General features: G+C 54.0%; 10 protein-coding genes and 1 pseudogene. 2 read left to right on the top strand and 9 right to left on the bottom strand.

The window, feature by feature from the left end:
• Nucleotides 1-42 precede the first annotated feature (42 nt).
• Nucleotides 43-1371, bottom strand: coding sequence for a GntP family permease (locus G445_RS0105965; RefSeq protein WP_022866636.1), 1329 nt, complete (start codon nt 1369-1371; stop codon nt 43-45).
• A gap of 264 nt (nt 1372-1635) precedes the next feature.
• Nucleotides 1636-2172: a gluconokinase gene (locus G445_RS0105970; protein WP_022866637.1), complete on the bottom strand. Its 537-nt coding sequence runs from the start codon at nt 2170-2172 to the stop codon at nt 1636-1638.
• Nucleotides 2173-2513: 341 nt separating this feature from the next.
• On the opposite strand from G445_RS0105970, the gene G445_RS0105975 reads away from it, so the two are divergent.
• Nucleotides 2514-3245, top strand: coding sequence for a FadR/GntR family transcriptional regulator (locus G445_RS0105975; RefSeq protein WP_022866638.1), 732 nt, complete (start codon nt 2514-2516; stop codon nt 3243-3245).
• Nucleotides 3246-3292: 47 nt separating this feature from the next.
• Here the strand turns inward: G445_RS0105975 and G445_RS0105980 are convergent, their stop codons facing one another.
• The 4 genes from G445_RS0105980 to G445_RS0105995 form a co-directional block, all read right to left on the bottom strand.
• Entirely contained in the window at nt 3293-4165 is an 873-nt protein-coding gene (locus G445_RS0105980; RefSeq protein ID WP_026420990.1) for an exodeoxyribonuclease III, read from the bottom strand.
• A gap of 330 nt (nt 4166-4495) precedes the next feature.
• Nucleotides 4496-5707, bottom strand: coding sequence for an amidohydrolase (locus G445_RS0105985; protein ID WP_022866640.1), 1212 nt, complete (start codon nt 5705-5707; stop codon nt 4496-4498).
• 402 nt (nt 5708-6109) lie between these two features.
• Complete coding sequence (locus tag G445_RS0105990; RefSeq protein ID WP_022866641.1) at nt 6110-7048, bottom strand: bifunctional methylenetetrahydrofolate dehydrogenase/methenyltetrahydrofolate cyclohydrolase; 939 nt, start codon at nt 7046-7048, stop codon at nt 6110-6112.
• Complete coding sequence (locus G445_RS0105995) at nt 7049-8338, bottom strand: serine hydroxymethyltransferase (RefSeq protein ID WP_026420992.1); 1290 nt, start codon at nt 8336-8338, stop codon at nt 7049-7051.
• Between the two features lie 400 nt (nt 8339-8738).
• Here G445_RS0105995 and G445_RS10025 point away from each other — a divergent pair, with 400 nt between their 5' ends.
• Nucleotides 8739-10223 carry an MFS transporter gene (locus G445_RS10025; RefSeq protein ID WP_022866643.1) on the top strand — a complete coding sequence of 495 codons (1485 nt, stop codon included), beginning with the start codon at nt 8739-8741 and terminating at the stop codon, nt 10221-10223.
• Between the two features lie 189 nt (nt 10224-10412).
• On the opposite strand, the pseudogene G445_RS11220 reads toward G445_RS10025, so the two are convergent.
• From G445_RS11220 to G445_RS0106020, 3 genes and pseudogenes are all read right to left on the bottom strand, one after another.
• A pseudogene (locus tag G445_RS11220) lies at nt 10413-10586 on the bottom strand (gamma-glutamyl-gamma-aminobutyrate hydrolase family protein); the annotation flags it as partial.
• Between the two features lie 81 nt (nt 10587-10667).
• A complete protein-coding gene (locus G445_RS10030) occupies nt 10668-11180 on the bottom strand; it encodes a holo-ACP synthase (RefSeq protein WP_022866645.1) in 513 nt (170 codons plus the stop codon).
• 249 nt (nt 11181-11429) lie between these two features.
• On the bottom strand, nt 11430-20435 hold the full coding sequence (locus G445_RS0106020; RefSeq protein ID WP_022866646.1) for a type I polyketide synthase: 9006 nt from the start codon (nt 20433-20435) through the stop codon (nt 11430-11432).
• Nucleotides 20436-20508: the final 73 nt, after the last annotated feature.

Raw genomic sequence — 20508 nt, forward strand, 5'->3', positions numbered from 1 at the left:
TTTACGCAGCCACACACACCTGTGGTTATCGCCTAAATTAGGTCATATAACAAGGGAGAGCGACCAGACAACAACCAAACCGACAACAGAAACAAGTGTTTCCATTAATGACCACGTCTTGAATGTTTGCGAGATGGTCATACCGAAGTATTCCTTAACCAGCCAGAAACCGGCGTCGTTCAGATGCGAAAGGAACACTGAACCCGCACCAATTGCGAGCACAAGCAGAGCCAAATGCGTTTGTGACATGTTGGCGGCAAGTGGCGCCATAATTCCACCCGACGTAATCGTGGCAACTGTGGCAGAACCAGTGGCGAGACGAATCAACACCGCAACAAGCCAGCCGGCGAGCATCAAATTCATATTCGAACCCGAAATCGCGTTTGCAATCACCTTATCGATACCCGAATCCACAAGGATTTGCTTCAAACCGCCACCGGCAGCAACGATAAGGAGAATACTTGCAATCGAGGCAAAGGACTTCCCTACTTCGTCGTTAACAAACTCACGGCTCCGCCCCTGTGCGTAACCCAACACAATCATCGCGTAAACGGCGGTAATGAAAAGTGCTTCAAGTGGCGTTCCTAAGAAGTGGAGGAATCGCCCAACGGGAGTCTTGGAATAGCCCAACATCTCCACAATCGAGCCACCAAGCATGAGGAACACGGGTAGCAGAATCACGGTAATAGCAGTGAAGAAGCTCGGGCGCTTCCCGCTCAAATCGCTATCTTCCGTACCTGCCTGAATCGGCGCTTCAATCGGCACCCATTTTGCCATGAACTTACCGGCTATAGGACCGCAAATAATAACGACGGGAATGGACACAAGAAGGCCAAGCCCGAGGGTCAAACCAAGGTTCGCATTCACGGAATTAATGGCGATAAGCGGGCCGGGGTGCGGAGGCACGAATGCGTGAAGTACGGACAGACCCGCGAGCGCCGGAATACCAATGAGGATAACGGGCATTTTTGCTCGGCGCGCCGCGAACAACACCACGGGAATCAGGATAACAACGCCCACTTCAAAGAACATCGGAATACCGACGATAAAAGCAACAAGCGCCATTGCCCACGGCAGAAGCTGGATTTTTGTTTTGGACATAATCGTATCGACGATAACGTCCGCGCCACCCGAGGAAAAGAGTAGCGTTCCAACGATTGCTCCTAGTGCGATCAGCAAGCCCACCCCGGACGTGGTGGCACCCACGCCTTTGGCAAAGCCTACCATTGCTTTGTCGTAAGGAACTCCGGCGGCGACTGCCAAAACGAAGGAACCTAACGTGAGGGATAGGAAAGGATGGAGTTTAAACACCGAAATAAATACCACAATAGATGCGATACCTATAACGGTGGCGAGGATTAGTTGCGTCATGAATACGCTCCTTTGCGTTTATGTGTGCAAAATTTTTTGCGTGCGCCCCAACCTTGGACTTTGCGCACTTTATTCTGCGTTGAATTATTACGTGGATTGAATTAATACGTGAAGTAAGTTGTTGCGTAGAGTGAAGTGTTACGTAGAGTGCGGACCTGAAAAGAGGTTGCGGTTCTATATACTGCCCCGCTTCACATCTTTAGCTCGTCCGTGCGAACACGCCAACTGCCCGTAACCTTTCCGCCTCAGCTTTTAGCTTTTCAGCTACGCCTCAACTTTTGCCCTTTCATCCTTGTTGCGCATATATTTTTCGACGGCGGCAACGGCTTGTTCTACAACAGTTTCAACTGGCGCATCCACCGAGATTTCCACAAAGTTTTCATCTGGCTGTAGTGGCTCTAGCGTTGCAAACTGGCTATCCATAAGCGAAGCGGGCATAAAGTGATCCTTGCGTGCGCTCATCCGAGCCGTCAACAATTCCTGCGAACCTTTCAAATGAAGGAACAGCACGTCCAAATTTTCTTTCAACACATCGCGATAAACGCGCTTAAGTGCCGAACATGAGACGACAGTATTGCGCCCACCAGCTTCTTCTTCCTGCATCCAGGTATTGATAAGGCGAAGCCAAGGCCAACGGTCCTCGTCATTGAGCGGATGACCCGCTGACATTTTGTTAATATTTGCTTGGGGGTGGAATTCGTCCCCTTCTGCGAGAATGAAGCGTAAACGATTACGGATAGCTTCTGCCACCGTTGTTTTGCCGCAACCCGCAACACCCATAATGATGACATGTGTATGCATCTACTCTCCCTTGAACATCGTTGTTGGGATAGTATGAAGATATTATGTAATCATGCTACTTGTCAAGCAATAAATACTACGTAAAACACGTGTGCCGGAACACGATAATAAATGCCATCCGAAACATTTTATGTGCACAGATTAGAAACGGCACCGCACCCGTCGTCGAAACACTATTGTTTTTTAGTTACAAATTTAGGTAACCTGTCCCTATCTATCTCCATAAACCAGATACGTTACACGTATTTCGCGAATAATCAGGTAAATATTCACACATATGTATTTCCACACCGGTTTCATGGGAAAATAGTTACTTAGCGACATTGAAGAAAGGTGGTGCGATGGACATAGGCAACCAGTCGGTAGATTTTTCACACAAGCCACTCCGCCATCCCATTACCGAGACCCTCGCGGTCGAAATGCTCGACGGCATCTTGCCTCTCGGCACTCCTCTCACCCTGGAAAATATTCAGGAGCGTTTTTCCATTTCACGTACTGTTGCGCGAGAGGTCGCCGGAAAGCTAGAAAGCGTTGGAGCCGTAGATGTACGACGGCGGATTGGCCTACTCCCCAGGCCGGTCGAAGAGTGGACGTCACTCAATCCCGATGTGATTAGCTGGAAGCTCAAATCTTCCCGGCGCCTTGACCAACTGCGTTCCCTCACTGAACTTCGTGTAGCTATTGAACCCGCGGCATCATTTCTCACCGCAACACGCGCCTCCATCGACCAACGCGGACTATTCCCACCCCTGGCAACAAAAATGCGTCAAGCAGGAGAATCGGGCAATCTCGAACTGTTCCACAAACTCGACGCAATATTCCATTCCCTCATTCTCCAACACAGCGGAAACGATCTTTTCGCCGCGTTTTCCGACATTATTTCCGCCGTTCTGCGTGGACGAGTTGAACTAGATCTATACCCAACGTGTCCGCGTCCTATTGCCTTGGATTTGCACGATGCCGTTGCCACGGCAATTTGGGAAGGAAATGGGGGCGCCACTCAGCAAGCCACCCAGGCTATTGTTGATGAAGTGAGCGAAGCCATTGGTTTTTCGGACAGAAGGAACGCGTAGCAGACAGAAGAACCCGCACCGCGTTCGCGCCCTAAAACCAAACCCGGCTACACGCCACCATACACAATGTTCAGTGGCGCATGATCAGACCAGCGGGTATCGTAGCTGGCCGCGCGGTCGATGGCAAAAGACTGCGCGGTGTGCGCAAAGTCCGTCGTCGCCATGTGGTAGTCAATACGCCAGCCGACGTTATTATCAAAAGCCTTCCCGCGCTGACTCCACCACGTGTACGGCCCGTTATCCTGGGCTCCTTGGCGATCGAGCAACGCGCGCTGAACATCGACCCACCCCGCGCCGAACCACTCGTCGAGATACCGAATTTCCGCGTCCAAAACGCCCGCGGTTTTGTTGTGGTTGGGTTTCCAATTCGTAATGTCCCGTTGCGTGTGCACAATATTAAAATCGCCGCCGACGACGACGTTCCCCTCCCCACGTAGCTCCTGTAACCTCAGCGAGACGCGGTCGAGATGCGCGTATTTGGACGCCATTTTCTCCTCATTTTTTGCATCTCCCGAGTGGAGATAGGCGCTCACCACGCGCACGTCAACATCAGGCAGTTCGACTTCGAGCCAACGTCCCGTATCTACCGCGGGTTCGGATTCGTTGCGGATAACCTCGCCGTTGATAGCGCGCGAGATAAAAGTGTCCGCATCTGTTGCCGTTTCGGGAAGAAGTGTGCGCACTTCGCCAATTGTGATTCCTTCACGTACCGCGACGCTGACCCCGGCTCTGCCCTTAATATCGCAAACACTGTCCAGCACGCGGTAGGGAAAACCTGAGAAAAGTTCAGCAATAATGGACTGAGGGGCACGCACTTCCTGCATGAGGAGCACGTCCGGGGTTGAGGTGGCAAGCCACTCCCCCATGCCCTTTCGGAACGCCGCACGAATACCGTTAACATTCACCGTTGTGATGGAAATTGACATGCCACATCCTCCGCCCAAAAAAATCAATCCCCCCTACTATACCGCGCCAAACACAATTTCCCGGCACAGATGCTCTGCATTTACTCCCGCAGTGTTTCTCAAACCCCGCGGTTAACAACTCAAACCCTTGCCGCAAAACCCACCGCAACCTACGCCCTTAAATGCGAAGTGTTGCTTAACGAAACTACTAACTAACCCACCAACAAAAACGCCAACGTGCCCACTAACAAAAGCACGCCATTGTGGCGCGGTGACACAAAAACTGGGCGCCCCATGCGGGACGCCCAGCGGTTAAATAACACTAACCGTTACAGATTGCGTTACCTACTTGCCGAGAATGGCGAGAGCGGCGGTAATGTGCGCTGAGGTTGCGGTTGTCGTCGTCGGCTCAATCACGGGTGCGAAGAACGGCGAGTGGTTGGCGGGGACGAGAGAACGATCTCCTGTTTCCGCTGCCTTCTTCACGACCTCGGGATCCATGGAGCCAATGAAGGCGTACACGTAATCTGCACCAAATTGGGCAGGAATAATGGAGAAATCTTCAGATGCCGGTGCCGGCGGTTCTGGCAAGAAATCATCACCAAAGACTTCCTGGAACTTCGGTACGAGCTGGTCAACAGCTTCCTTCTTGTTGTTGGTGAGCGGGAACTGATCGTAGAATTCGATGTCCGGTTCCTGCCTGCATCCACCGGCTTCGCATTCTGCCTTAATAATGCGGGTAACTGCTTCGATAACATCCTTGCGGACCTCATCGTTGTAGTGGCGCATATTGAGGAGAATTTCTGCCTTGTCCGGAATAATGTTGGACTTGGTACCCGTGTGAACAGCACCGACGGTAACGACGGAGAATTCGGTGGGGGCAACTACGCGAGCAACAACGGACTGGAGGCGAACCACGATGCTGGCTGCAATAACAACCGGATCGATGGAGAGGTTCGGCATGGAGCCGTGTGCACCCTGCCCGTGAATGGTGACCTTCACAGAATCACCAGCGGAAAGCTTTGCGCCTTCGCTGATGTATACCTTGCCAGCCGGGGTGGGCATAATATGCTGTGCGTAGCAGAAATCAGGAGCAGGAATCTTGTCCTTCAACCCACCGGCAACCATATCACGCGCACCAGCAGCAGTTTCTTCACCGGGCTGGAAGAGTGCGATGAATGTACCGGCCCATGCATCCTTGTTGTCCAGCAACCAGCGAGTGGCGCCGAGCAAACCTGTCACGTGCATATCGTGACCGCAGGCATGCATTATGCCTTCGTTTTCGGAAGCGTAGGGAAGGCCTGTTCCTTCCTTCACAGGCAAACCGTCGAAGTCCGCACGAGCAAGATAAACCTTGCCTTCACCGTTCTTGACGATACCAACTAAACCAGTTTTGCCAACCTTAACGGGCTCCACACCGAGCTTCGTCAATTCTTCGGCAATGCGTTCGGAAGTTTTGTATTCTTCCATGGAAATTTCGGGGGTGCGGTGAAGCTCCTTGTACAGTTCGTACTGCCAGTCGAGCTGTCCGCTAAGATCGTATGCACTTACTGCCATAATTCAGAGTCCTTTCTCTAAATGCCTAGGTACTTCTAAATCTACGCTGAAACTCCCCTCTATGCCAGTACTATAACGATTTATGAACACCTATTTTTGACGCAATTTCACAAGTTATTTGTTACGCTATTTTTTTAGACGTATCTCAGGTGTGCAAAGGCCTATGAAATGGCTAATTTTCCCCATTGTGAGCTTCACGTTAAGCCCTATTGCAAACCACCGATTTAGTCCATGCACGCCTCGTGTTAACCCCTATTATGCGCCTGGCGTATGCGTCAAAAAATGTCGCGGAAAGCAATCACACTTTCCGCGACATTTTGAAAATTTTAGACTGTTTATTTCATGCAAGCCCCGCGTCTATTTCGCAACAAGCCTGCGTCTATTTCGCGCCAATCCCCGCGTCTATTTCGCGCCGATCCCCGCGTTGCGCTCCGCCGTTTCCACAACGTTTTTGAGCAACATGACGCGCGTCATCGGCCCGACGCCCCCGGGATTCGGGGAAACCCAGGATGCAACCTCACGCACAGCCGGATCCACATCACCAAGCGTCTTAAAACGTCCCGTTTCGGGATTGGGAACTCGTGTTACCCCAACATCGACGACGACGGCACCCGGTTTCACCCATTCTTTTTTCACGAAGTGGGCAATCCCAACAGCTGCGATAATAACGTCTGCAGTTTTGCAGATGTCCTCAACATTCTCGGTGCCGGTGTGGCAAAGCGTGACGGTTGCGTTGTTTTCGCGTCGCGTTAACAACAAACCAATCGTTCTACCGACCGTAATACCGCGCCCTAGAACAACCACGTGTTTACCTGCAACGGAAATATTGTGGCGGGTAAGAAGTTCGAGGATACCTGCGGGCGTGCAAGGCAAGGACGATTCAATAGGGCCGGATACGTTTGCAACAAGGCGTCCCATGCTTGTGGGATGCAGACCATCAGCGTCCTTATCTGGATCAATTCGTTCCAGCAATGCGTTGGTTGGCATACCTTTGGGAAGTGGAAGTTGCAGAATATAGCCGGTACATGCCAGGTCATTGTTGAGCCCGTCAATAGCCTCTTCTACATCTTCCACGCTTGCCGTTTCCGGCAGTTCCACTCGGATAGATTCAATGCCGACCTCGGCACAATCGCGGTGTTTTCCACCCACATATGCCTGGCTTCCCGGATCTTCACCAACAAGAATGGTTCCCAATCCGGGGCGCTTGCCGATAGCTGCCAATGCTTCCACACGTTCACGCAGTTCGTCTTTAATGGCCGCTGCGGTTGCTTTACCGTCGAGAAGCTGAGCGGTATGAGCTGTTTCGCCCACTGTTGTGTCCTTTATCGTATCGTCAGCCATCTAGGCACCCGTCTGGTTCAAACCGTCGTACAGCGGGAACTTGCGGGCAATCGCCGTTGTGCGTGCATGGAGTTTCTCCACGTCCGCATTCTTACCTGCAATAAGGGTTTGAGCGATAATATCCGCAACTTCAGCGAAATCTTCAGCTTGCAAACCACGTGTGGCGAGTGCCGGGGTGCCGATGCGAAGCCCGGAGGTGACCATCGGCGGGCGAGGATCGTTCGGGACACCGTTACGGTTCACGGTAATACCGACGGCAGAGAGCAAATCTTCGCCTTCTTTTCCGTTAATTGCAGCATCGCGCAAATCGACGAGAACGAGGTGAACATCGGTACCACCGGAAATGAGGCTGATTCCAGCGTTCTTCACGTCATCCTGGGTGAGGCGATCCGCAAGAATCTGCGCACCTTCCAATGTGCGCTTCTGGCGATCCTTGAATTCATCGGTGGCGGCCAAGCCCAACGCCACAGCTTTCGCTGCAATAACATGCATGAGCGGGCCACCCTGCTGACCGGGGAACACTGCAGAATTGAGCTTCTTGCCCCACTTTTCGCCGTCGCGAGAAAGAATCATACCTGAACGCGGGCCACCCAAAGTCTTGTGGATCGTCGTCGTTACAACATCTGAGAACGGAACCGGGTTGGGGTGCGAGCCGGCGGCAACGAGACCTGCAAAGTGAGCCATATCCGTCCACAAAACGGCACCAACTTCATCGGCAATGGAACGGAAAGCTTCAAAATCAATATGACGAGGATATGCGGACCAGCCGGCAATAATCATTTCAGGACGTTCCTTCAAGGCGACGTCACGCACCTGATCCATATCCAAAAGGTAGCTGACAGGATCAACATGATACGCAACCATGTCATAAATGCGCCCCGAGAAGTTCAAGCGCATGCCGTGGGTGAGGTGTCCACCCTGATCGAGAGCCATACCCATAACCTTGGCACCCGGCTTCACCATTGCGTGATACACGGCCGCATTGGCTGTGGCGCCTGAATGGGGTTGCACATTAGCATAATCTGCTCCGAAGAGGGCCTTTGCGCGTTCAATAGCGAGCTGTTCTGCCTTATCCACCCATTCGCAACCGCCATAATAGCGACGCCCTGGGTATCCTTCAGCATATTTATTGGTGAGAACGGAGCCCTGTGCCTGCAACACGGATCGAGGCACGACATTCTCGGAAGCGATCATTTCTAGTCCATCTTGTTGGCGAGAAAGTTCGCCATTAAGTACCGCTGCAATTTCCGGATCGACCTGTGCAATCGGGAGGTCAAAACGCGATGTCATGGTGCTCCTTTGGGTATCGAGTAGAACGGCAAGGAATTCTGCCATAAAAATTAAGCTTCTTTGCACGACAAAAAGCAAAGAATTAGAACAAGCGTAGCCTTTTACGACGAAAAATTCATCATTTTCCCACAAAATCACACGCTTTGATTAGTCACACCGACCCCGCCACGCTCCCCGCGCACGCGCCAAGCGCCAACACGCCCGCCGGAACCCACTCAATCGAATAATTAACGCCAGTTCCGGACCTTCGTCGTACACCAACATTACGGACACAATGTAGCCTCGTCGAAAAAACGCCCAATTCTGAGTTGCTCAAAGTTATACGGGTCAGAAAATAGTACACTACAATCATACGACCGTCACAGGGAAGCGACGGCACACATAAATATAAGGACAGACCATGACAGTCACCCCCTCTTCACCAAAGACCGCGCCCTACAGCGGCACGGATCGTGACATTATCGGGCTGATTTGCGCAGCCGTCACGTTCTGGCTTTTCGGGCAAACATTCCTCAACGTCGGCCCCATGATTGGCAAACAGGTAGGAATGCCGAACTCCGTTACCACTATCGCAGTCTCTATGGGTTCCCTCGTATGCGGGATGCTCATCGTTATGTGGGGCGGGCTAGCGGACTCCATCGGCAGAATGAAAATCCTCTTCATTGGAAATATATGCAATATTATTGGCTCCGTGCTCATTGCCTGCGCCATGGGCGGAGAAACCGCAGCAACCGCAATGATTCTCACCGGGCGTGTTTTCCACGGACTTGCAGGTGGCGCCATCACCCCGAACATTCTCGCCATCGGTAACACATTCTGGAAGGGCGACAAACGTGCCCGCGCCATCTCCTTCATCTCCATGGGCACCTTCGGCGGACTGGCGCTCTCCTCCTCAGTGGGTGGCCTGATTGCTAGCTCACCACTCGGTTGGCGCTCCATCTTCATTATTTCCACCTTATTCTCCGTCCTTTCCATTCTCCTTCTGCGCAACGTCCCCGAAAACAAGGCGGAGCGCACCGAGGCGTTCAAGCCGGATATTATTGGTATCACCTCCCTTGCTCTGTCCATGATTGGCTTGCAACTCTTCATTTCCCAGGGCGGGAAGATTGGGTGGACTTCACCTATTATTCTTGGTTTCGCGGGTCTCTTCCTTGTAGCGGGAATTATTTTCATCATTACGGAAAAGCGAGTTGCCCAGCCTCTCGTCAATTTCTCCGTGTTTAAGTCGCGTACATTCACCGGCGCAGTTTCCGCTAATTTCTTTATGACGACGACGGCCGGCATTATCTCCGTCGCCCTGTGGGTTCTTCAAAACGGTGCCAACATTTCGCCTGCCACGTCTGGTTATTTGACCCTCGGATACGCGTTCTGCCTGCTCGCATTTATCCGTGTGGGCGAAAAGGTGATGAAGAAGAAGGGCTTCCGTTTCCCCATGATTCTTGGGACGCTCATCGTTCTCGTCTCCATTATCTCCATGATGTTCACGGGTGTTCTTGCCTCCCAGTACATGGTGATTGTGGCCATTGCGTTTGCACTCTACGGTTTCGGTTTAGCCATGTTTGCGACACCATCGACGACGGCCGCGCTTACTTCGCTCTCCCCCAATATGGTGGGTGCCGGTTCAGGTGTGTTTAAGATGGCGTCCTCGTTGGGTTCCGCGATTGGTATCGCCTTGGCTGCCACCATTTTCGCGACAATGCAGACTACCGGAACATTCATTATCGGTCGAGTGATTAAGTACTCTGGACGTCAGGATAATATTGCCGTGCGTGATGCGGCAGCTATTGCCTTCGGCGTTGAGGCTATCTTCTGCATCTTTGCCATTGTGTGCATCTGGGTATTTATACGCAACCTGGAAACACAGACGAATATGACGAAGAAATAAAAATATTTAGCATGGGTTGGCTCCCCGCATATATTATGCGGGGAGCCAACCCATTGACGGTTTTCCTTATGAGTAATTGATTGCCCGGCGCCTACGGCGTGGATTCCGTATGAAACACGCACCCTTCGCATTCTTCGCATTGGCGAAGTGTTACGAAGGCGAACTACAAACCACTCACCCCAACGCGAACTACAAACCACTCGCCCCGATGCTGGCTTCGCGAATAAAAGCGCGGAATAACGCATTCATCACCTGAAGCCCACGGCAAATCCCGAGAACAGGGATACCCTTACTTTGGGCGCGTTCCAGAATCGCGAAATCACAACGATCACGTTCATGCATAACCTCGCGAAGGAGTGGTGCTGGTTCGTTGTCATGAAAAGTATTGTAATAACTTCACAATAAATGTGCCGTTAGGGAACAAAAATGTTGGGCGAGAATTGGTTATTGCAGTAGCGGGCGAGGCTCGTTTCCTTTCTGATATTCAATAATGACGACGGCGGTGGCGACGTTTCCGTCGTGACTCAGGGAAACATGGGTGTTGATGTTACCTAGCGTCTTGTGGACGGAAGTGGCAACCGGGGCGCCAAGAATAATGGCGGGGCGCCCCCAACGATCGTTTGTGACCTCAATGGATCCCCAGTATTCTTCTGAAAGGGGCGGTTCCGAACCATATAGTGCCCCCGACCATGCTTTAATAAATGCTTCTTTTGCGGCCCAGCGAGCCGCAAGATGTTGTGCCAAATCTAGAGTTGTGGCGAAATCTTCGTCATATTCTGACCCGGTTGACGCAAATTCTGGTGAAGCCTCTACGCGTGTAATGCGTTCAGCGCGACGCCTTGCGTACCTCATTTCTCGGGCTGTAAAAACTTTCTTCGCAAAAACAGACCCCGGGGTTTCCAACTGTTGCGAAAAGGCTTTAATATCGACAACGTCGATGCCTACGCCGGCAATCATGTTAACCCCTCCTTCACCATGTGTCTTACGACACTATTTTACGCCATTGGGCCGAGCTATATTCGATTTACCTTAAAAAATTAAAATCGTCGAAAAATTTTTAAATTAAAGGCGAGAAATAACCTCTATACGTACGAGGGTGGTCGCTTGCGGAACAAGGAGGGCTTACGTGTCCCGAAAATGCCTCCGTGCATAGGGCGGTGGTAGGCTGCGAAAGCAACCTACCACCGCCGATAGATGAACCTAGAGTTAGATTACATACTTACCGTTGACCATACGGACATCCGGGTTCAGGAGCAAAGCGGCTTCATCTTCATGGTGATCACCTACGAAGCGCTCATCCGTCGCGGTTTCAACGTACAGATCAGCGTGGCCAATCATGCCGGCACTCAGGTGACGGGCACCTTCGGCAAGGCGAACATTGGCTGCTTCACGCCATTCATCAGCAGCAGCATCACCGCTGGTACGGGCGATTGCTGCTTCGAAGGCCGTCGGGTGAACCATCACCATCAACGCGGAGACGTGTCCGAAACCAAGAGACGTGAGGATCGCTGCCTTGATATCACCAAGTTCGGTCACTTCGCGTGGCCACACCAGGTATTCGCGCTGGCGGAAGGCCGGATCGGAACAATCCAGGGCCTTGTTGCCCGGAACCTTACCGGATGCGAACATTTGCGCGATGCCAGACATCTGGAACAGAGCGGCACCACCCTTCGCATGCCCGGTGAGCGTCTTTTGGGAAACGACGAACAGCGGGTTACCTGCGCTACGGCCAATAGCCTTGAACAGGCGATGGTGAAGTTCTGCTTCGTTCGGATCATTCGCGTTGGTGGATGTATCGTGCTTGGACAGTACAGCAACATCATCAACGGAAACACCGGCAGTTGCAAGGTTCTTCACCAACTGGGAATCCTTACCACCCATACCAGCAGCCAAAGCGCCAAGGCCCGGAGCTGGAATAGATGTTTGGATACCATCAGCGAAGGAACGGACGTAGCCAACTACGCCGAGAACGGGCAAGCCCATCTTTTCAGCCAAATCACCACGAGCCAACAGTACGGTACCGCCACCCTGGCCTTCAACGAACCCACCGCGGCGCAAATCACCAGCGCGGGAGAAGAAGCGGGGGTTAATACCCTTATCTGCCATGGCTTGGGAATCAGCCGTCGCGTTCATGTCACCGAAGCCGATCAAGGATTCAACCTGGACATCATCGATAGCACCGGAAACCACGAACTGTGCCTTACCTGTAGCGATCTTGTCCACGCCTTCTTCCACGGAAACAGCTGCGGTTGCACATGCACCAATCGGGTGAATCATGGAACCGTACCCACCGACGTAGGCCTGCATGGTGTGCGCGGCAATCACGTTCGGCAATGTTTCCTGCAGAATATCTTGCGGGTAATCCTTGCCAATAAAGCGATCCACGTACAGGCGGCGCATGGACGTCATGCCACCAAAGCCGGTGCCCTGTGTGGACGTGACATCAACCGGGTGGATGTATTCAAGCAGTTCAGCTGGGCTGAAACCGGCGGAAATGAAGGCATCCACGGTTGTCATGAGGTTGTAGATCGCCATGCGATCCGCTGCTTCAGTCAGGGAAGCTGGAATACCCCACTTAGCCGGATCGAAATCGGTTGGGAACTGCCCGCCGACGCGGCGCGTCAACGTGGTACGACGTGGCATGTAGCTTAGGGCACCAGCCTTACGCGTAACGCGCCATTCGCCATCCACTTCTTCAGCCGTCGTGAACTGAGGATCAGCATCCACGTGATCTTGTGCTTCCGTCGCATCCTTCGCGGTGAAGGAAATATCCTTCTCCAGGTAAACGGGGGCAACATCAACCGTGCCAATATCTACCAGCGGGCCATCATCAACGAAAGCGCGAACACCGCTTCGGCCAACAACTTCATCACGGTACTTCTGGAAGATATCAGCTTCATCCACCAGGGTGCCGTCCTGATCATACCAACCGGGTTGCGGGGTATCGTGCCAGGTGAGCAAGCCCATCATCCAGGCAAGTTCAAGCACGCCTGCTGGGGTGAGATCGAAATCGCCGTCGTCCGTAACACCAAGTTCGGCTTCGAAACGGGTACGGGAACTACCCCACGGGCCAACTTCACCCAGGCCAACGATAACAATCATATCTTCAGGCTTTGCTGTACCCGTCGCGAAAAGACCGCGGTCAACGCTTGCCTGTGTCGGGGCAAGGTTCGACGGGAGAGCCTTCACCGTCGCCACCTTTTCCTGAACTGGCGCTTCCGGCATGGACAAATCGGCACTATCACGCAATGCCTTCATGTCAACATTGCCCAAACCGCCCGTCATATCGTGATTGATGGGTTCAACAGAAGCCTTTTCGCAGGCTTCTGGCGTGAAGAGCGTCAGCAGTTCAGCTCCGGCTTCCTCGGTGGACCAGGTGTGGATACCCGCAGCTTCAGCGGCCGCAACGAGCGGATCATTACCGCCCATCAAACCGGTTCCACGTACCCAACCAATGCGGGCGTGAGCCAACGTGGTGCGCTTACCCCATGGTTCAACATGCCACTTGTTCGCAATAGCATCGAAAGCTGCCTTCACTTCACCGTAGGGGCCGTCTCCTCCGAAGGTTCCACGGTTCGGGGAACCCGGTAGAATAACGTGCATCTTGTGGTCAACCGCGCTGTCGGTGCCGATAGCGGACAAGCCACCCATGAAACGTTCAACGCCCCACAGCATCACACGTGCCTGGTTTTCCGTTTCAGGGCCGGCATCCGTCATATAGCCGGACACGCGAGGCGCTGCGAACGGCACAAGAAGATTAGGCAACAGGGCAGGCTTAACGAGCTTCGTCGTCGCACCAACAGTTTCACGCTGTTCCGTGCCAATCCAGGAAATGAGGGCATCAATATCGCGGAAGGAACCGAGGTTTGCCGGTACCAGCCACAGTTCAGCGCCATCGATAGCGTGTTCGCGGTACAGCTTCTTGACGAAGTTCAGGCGTGCGGAGGAAATGTTGGAGGCCGTGGTGATCACGGTTGCTCCGCCTTCCAGCAGGCCTGCCACAACGGCGCCGGCAATGGAATTTGGTGTCATACCGGTAACGACGGCGACCTTCCCAGCGTACTGGCCAGGTGTGTTATCGCGTGCAGCCTTAGCGATTGCCTTGAAGGTATCGGCAAGCTTCGGGTTGCGGGCTGCCTGCCATTCGGCCTGGCGTGCTACTTCTTCACCTGTACCGGTGAACTTACCCTTAACGTCCTTACCGAAAGCAATCTTGGCGACGTCTTCGCGGGCGGTTGCCCAGCGATCACAGAGGCGAACAGCCTGTTCTTCAGCGAAAGCGGTGGCGACGAACTTCTCCCAGCCGGAGCCGAGTTCAGCGTTCATAGCTTCACGCAGTGCCGTGGTATCTTCACCGGCTACAATTTCGCGGGTTTCTTCCTTGCCGAGGCGCTTGATGAGATCACGGGCTGTTTCAGCCAGCGTGGTTGTCATTTCTTCAGCGAAGGCATCCAGGGCTGCGCTATCCACTACCCCGCCACTTGCTCCGCCGGCGCTTGGCATAGCAACCGCTACGCCCTGTGCTGCGCCAACAGCCTGTACTGCTGCATCAATGAGTGCATCAAGTTCAGCTGCGGATGTTGGGTTGGCAGCGCCCAATGTTGCCAAATCATCACCGCGCATGGACTTGCCATCGCGAGTGCCGAGCAACAGTTCAGCGGTGACATGGGATACCCAGCCGTCGCCTAGCTGCCAGGTGTTCTTCACGCGGTCCGCGATGCGGGCTGGGCGTGCACCGGCTGCGCCGGTGAGTGAACGGAGGCGTTCGGTGATGGCTTCGGAGAGAACCGCGCCGAATGGTTTGTAGGAGTGTGCTGCCTGATCCACCTGGGAAACGAGTGTCTTCAAGGGCGCTTCGGCGGCGCCATCCATGGAGGCCAAATCGAATTCGCTGGTCATGTCCATGAGGATCTGGTTGCGCTTGGAGGACACACCGTTTGTCAGTGTTTCTACTGTGTCAGCGTCACCCATTTGATCCATGCGGATCTTGGTTTCGTAGGCAAGCAGTACCTTGAGGGCATCGCCTGCACGGAAGGGAACATCGGCTACTGGTTCACCGCCGGTTGCTACGGGTGCTGCAGGTGCTGCGGCTGGTGTAGCGGCGACGGGTGCTTCCGCGGCAGGTGCCGGTGCTGCTGGTGCTGCGGCCGGGGCTGCGGGTGCCGTCGTTTCAACGGTTTCTTCCACTGCCTTGGCGGGGGAAGCGGCCACATCTTCTCGAAGAACACGCTTGGAATCGCGTTGTACGTTGAGGACGGTTACTTCGCGGTTGGCGTGGCGTGGCAGGGCCAGGGTGCGGGCCATCATATTGGCAAGTGTTGGGCTGGCTGCAAGGCCAACTTCCACTACTTCTTCCACACCTGTGGAGATCAGCAGATCTTGTGTTTCAATCCAGCGGACCGGGCTGGCGAACTGCCAGGCAAGAAGTTCGATGAAGATCTTGCGGGCGGTGCCTTCCTTATCCTTGGTCACAGCAGCATCGAAGTTATCGCGAATGTCACGGACAACATCAGATGGAACAACGTCCAAGATGGCGTCGCAGAATTCGACGGTGAGTTCGAAGGGGCGTGCCACAAGGTTCGGAATGTAGCGATCCTTGAGGACGGACAGCTTAATATCTGAGGGAATGATGGCCCGAAGGGTTTCAGCGAATTCGGGTACACCATCACGCAAACGGCTGGAGTGGAAGGGAACATCAATGCCGGGAACCAGCATGAAGGGGCGCTTTCCGCCAGCGGCTTCGGCGCGGGCTTCCGCATCCTTGGCCAGGGCGTTCAGACCTGCAACTGTACCTGCCACAGCGTACTGTTGGCCGGCAAGGTTGTAGTTGACAATTTCCAGGAATTCGCCACTGTCCTGGGCAACGCTTTCCACGTATTCGCGGACAGTATCATCACCAACACCGAACTGGTTGGGGCGAAGTGCACCCATGCGGTAGTTGGAACGGCCAGCGGAATCGCGTGGTACCAAGTGGTGCATGGTTGTTCCACGACGGTACACAATGCTGAGAACATCTTCCAGGCTGAATACTTGTGCGTAGGTAGATAGTGCATTGTATTCGCCCAGGGAGTGGCCTGCGAAGTAGGCACCCTTCACCAGTGCGCCCTGTTCACGCAGGCGGGCTGTTTGGGCCATTGCCACTGTTGCCAGGGCTACCTGGGTGAACTGGGTGAGGTTGAGAACGCCTTCTGGGTGGCGGAATGCTTCCCCGCTAACATGCAGTTCTGTGGGGTTATCGCGTACCAGGGCAAGAATGGAGAAGCCAAGGTGCGCACGGGTGTGCTTATCGGCGCGTTCCCATACATCGCGGGCTGCTGCGGATTCTGCACGTTCATCGAGCGCCATACCCTTCGCCTGGATACCCTGTCCGGGATAGACGTAGGCTGTTGCGGGCGCAGAAATCGTGGCGCTTGCCTGGGAAACAATCTCGCCATCAATACGGCAGGTTACTTCCAGTGCCGCCCCACCACCGCGGATACGGCCAACGCGTTCCACAGTAATTTCGACGACTTCGTTCAAATCGACCATGCCGAACATGCGGTACGTCCAGCCGGTGATGTGGAGCGGCGGACGGCCAGGAAGGGCATCGGATACGGCGTGCTGGGATGCGGCACACAGCCACATTCCGTGAACCAGGGGTTCTTCCATGCCGGCAACGATTGCTGCACGCTTGGATACGTGGATCGGGTTGAAATCGCCGGAAACGATAGCGAATGCCGTCATATCCGATGGTGCGGTTACTTCAACGCGGTGCAGGACGGACCGTGGCGTATCAATAACGTCTACATCTTGGCCGCCGCGTGCTACCGGTTCATCAGGCAGAGCGGTGGTTGTTGCACGGCCACGCATAGCGAAACGTTCCTGGAATTCCAGGACAACGGTTTCTTCACCGTGTTCATCCTTCATGGACACGTCGGTTTTAATAGCAAGGACGCGGCCTGCGGAGGATTCCTTGACGCTATCAACCCAGGAGCGTGCCGTGAGCTGGCCAGCATTGAGGATATCTTCCATCGGTGCGTTGATCTTTTCGCTGTGATCAAGGTGAACACCGGAGAGGAGGCCTTCAATGATGGGGTAACCTGCGGCTTCCCCACTACCCATGGCGGAGTAAATGGTGGGCCAGCAGGAACCGAGCAATGCGGAAGGCACAGAAACTGGGGTGCGATCGCCAGGAGCGGTAATACCTGAGTGCAGTGCCCCGATTTCTGGGGATACATCGAAGGTGAGGGTTGCTACGCCGTCGATCATTTCTGGCTGCTTGGTGATTGGCGTGCCACCAATAGTTGTTGTGCCCACACCGGACATGTTCGCCAAAACTTCACGCATGGCATCCACCAGGCGGTTATCATCCACGACGGGAAGACCACCGGTGTGTACCGATTCTGGCATGATCAGGGGAACACGCATGGATGGGACGACGTGCTGGGAAGCGTTGGTGCCATCCCATGTTGTATCGAGGGGCACGAAGATTTCCAGGCCGTCCTTGGTTTCACGGATTTCGGATTCTGGGATGAGGTGTGCCGGGTTGGCAGCCAAGTGGCCGTGCCATACAACGAAGGGTGCCTGGCGGATGAATTCATCACGGTTGGCTGCTGTACGGGAGTAGCCTTCCTTCGGCGTGCCCTTGACACGTTTAACGGCTTCCACTTCGTAGCGGCCGAGAATATCGGCAACCGGTTCATCAACTGTGGTGATGTCCTGAAGGGATGTGGGACCGGGAATAATACGTACCTGATCGGCAGTGTAGCGCGGGTTGTGGGATTGCCACAGGGAATCGGAACCCCAGAAACGGAATACCTGTTCGTTAATAACGGGAACGAAGGGTACAGGCTTGGGGTACTTGGATGCCAGGGCAACAAACCAGGCATCATCTTGTGGCTGAACAAGCTGTTCTTCAGCATTCGGGTATGCCTTGAGGAAGGTATCGAAAGCTGCTTGTGGATCCACACACGCATCCTGTTCGGTTGGGAACAGGGTTGGGATTTCGCCATCTTCAGCATCGCTGAGGCGGGCTTCGAAACGTTGCAACATTTCCCAGAAACGGGTTTGTGTGGTTTCGTCGGACCATGGGGTGGTGAGTTCAATGTAGCGTGCCAATACTTCCGCGTATGTCATGGAGGTGACATCACCGAAGTAGGGCTTAGCGGTTTTGTTGATCGCTTCAATGATTTCATCGCGACGGGCCTGGATTTCTTCCGGGTTGCCATCCACTTCAATGAGGAGGCGTGCTGCCTTGGCGGCACTGTTTTCCACATTGTACATATCAGCGTGCAGGGAGGAGAGGGAGGAGGTGATTCCACCGCGAACTTCGCCTACTGCTACCCAACCGCCGTTATCTTCAGGATCCACACCGGTGGCATCCTTGAGCAACTGCTTCACATCAGGGTTGGTTTTGGCTTCCTTGGCCGTCATGACGGAGGTACCAATAACTACGCCATCGACGGGCATGCGGCGAAGGCCGAACTGTTCGCTCCATTCACCGGTGAGGAAGGATGCTGCGCGTTCGGGAAGGCCCAGGCCACCACCAGCGGTGATGACAATGCCAGCTTCACGCAGTTCTTCATAGGTTGCCAGGAGTAGATCTTCCAAGTTTTCCCAGCTGTGGTGACCACCAGCGTGGCCGTCTTCCACCTGGGCAATAATGGGAGCACCCGGGCAATCCTTGGCAATATCCACCAACTGACGGATTTGTGCCACGGTACCTGGCTTGAAGGCAATATAGGGGAAGCCTTCGCCACGCAGGCGTTCAATCAGTTCGAGTGCTTCTTCCTTTTCGGGAATACCGGCGGAAATAACTACACCATCGAGTGGTGCGCCAGCCCCGCGAGCGCGGGATACAAGGCGGCGTGTACCGAATTGCAGATCCCACAGGTAACGATCCAAGAACATGGTGTTGAACTGTGCAACACGGCCCGGTTCGAGATTTTTCCTTAAGGTTGCAAGGTTTTCGTTCAAGACGTCTTCAGAAACCTGGCCGCCACCGGCAAGTTCTGTCCAATACCCGGCGTTCGCCGCAGCCGCAACGATTTCGCCATCAACGGTTGTTGGTGTCATACCACCCAAAAGGATGGGGCTGCGTCCGGTGAGGCGTGTGAAAGCCGTATCGAGAACGGTTTCACCGTTAATCTTCAACAGTTTGGGTGCGTAATCTTCCCAGTTGCTGGTGGCGGTAACATGTGCGCTACCGGTGATGAGATCATCACGTGAGGTCGCGGTTCCGGCGGCAACATACGTTACCGCACTGCCGGCGAGGTTTTCGAGCGTGATTTTCTTGAGGTTGACGCCCGGCCCCATATCGACAACGAAATGCGGTCCCGTTTTTTCTTGAGCTTGGATATCGTTAACCGCTTCGTCGAATTCTTCAACCCAGTTGAGGTGGTGGGTGAGTACGGCGCGGGTGAGTTTGTCAATTTGTGCAACGTTGAGGCCAGCTTTGTCTGCCCACTTTTCGACGAGCTGCACGGCTGGTTCGAGAAGATGTGAATGGAAGGGTGCGTCCACCGCGAGGAATTCTGCGACGGGGTTGAGCGGTTCACCACCTGTTTTCTTTGCCACGCGGGCAGCTTGGGAACGTTCAGCAACATTGTCGATTTCTTTGAGGAGGCTACGCAATTCTGCGGGACGTCCGGACAAAACGGATGCGTCGCGGGAATTAATAATGGACAAATCCGCATCATCGAACTGTGCAACGAGTTCGGAAAGAACATCTGTGGGAACGCCACGCACTGCGAGCATCGGGGTTGCTTCCCCATCGGCACCGTAACCGCCGGCGGTGGACACCTTGGATGCGGCCGCGCCAATAAGGCGGGCGAGAGCCAATACTGCTGGCTTATCGGCATCTTTGGCGTTGACCATGAACGCTGCGAGAACACCCTGGGAATGCCCGATGGCTTTCGTTGGGGTGGCGTCAAGATCAAGGAACGCACCGTATTGTGCGAGAAGAATTCCGGGCACAGAAGTATGTGGTGCGATGCCTTGTGATGCCGGTCCGCGCCTGCCCAACAAATCCAAGCGTCCTGCGCTCACAACGGTGAGTTCGGGAAGAACGGCGCTGAGAATATTTTCTGCAGCGTCATCCAATTCGCTTAATTCTGCCATGAGGCGGGAGTTTTCCGTCACGCGGTTCAATTCGTTGCGCCACGGAGTGCCCTGTCCGGCAAACTGGACAATCCATGGAGCGCCATTTCGAAGCGATTCATAAACAGTGGACATGTATTTCTTTCTCTTTGTGCGCACTTGCGCTGGTATATTCAAGCGCGGTTGCGCTGGGAAATTGGTTACATCG

It is taken from the genome of Actinotignum urinale DSM 15805 (assembly GCF_000420445.1).
Lineage (GTDB): Bacteria > Actinomycetota > Actinomycetes > Actinomycetales > Actinomycetaceae > Actinotignum > Actinotignum urinale.

Coding starts and splice junctions, on each gene's coding strand:
- G445_RS0105975 (WP_022866638.1), top strand. CDS start 2,514: ATGGACATAGGCAACCAGTCGGTAGATTTTTCACACAAGCCACTCCGC.
- G445_RS10030 (WP_022866645.1), bottom strand. CDS start 11,180: ATGATTGCCGGCGTAGGCATCGACGTTGTCGATATTAAAGCCTTTTCG.
- G445_RS0105985 (WP_022866640.1), bottom strand. CDS start 5,707: ATGGCAGTAAGTGCATACGATCTTAGCGGACAGCTCGACTGGCAGTAC.
- G445_RS0105995 (WP_026420992.1), bottom strand. CDS start 8,338: ATGACATCGCGTTTTGACCTCCCGATTGCACAGGTCGATCCGGAAATT.
- G445_RS10025 (WP_022866643.1), top strand. CDS start 8,739: ATGACAGTCACCCCCTCTTCACCAAAGACCGCGCCCTACAGCGGCACG.
- G445_RS0105965 (WP_022866636.1), bottom strand. CDS start 1,371: ATGACGCAACTAATCCTCGCCACCGTTATAGGTATCGCATCTATTGTG.
- G445_RS0105990 (WP_022866641.1), bottom strand. CDS start 7,048: ATGGCTGACGATACGATAAAGGACACAACAGTGGGCGAAACAGCTCAT.
- G445_RS0106020 (WP_022866646.1), bottom strand. CDS start 20,435: ATGTCCACTGTTTATGAATCGCTTCGAAATGGCGCTCCATGGATTGTC.
- G445_RS0105970 (WP_022866637.1), bottom strand. CDS start 2,172: ATGCATACACATGTCATCATTATGGGTGTTGCGGGTTGCGGCAAAACA.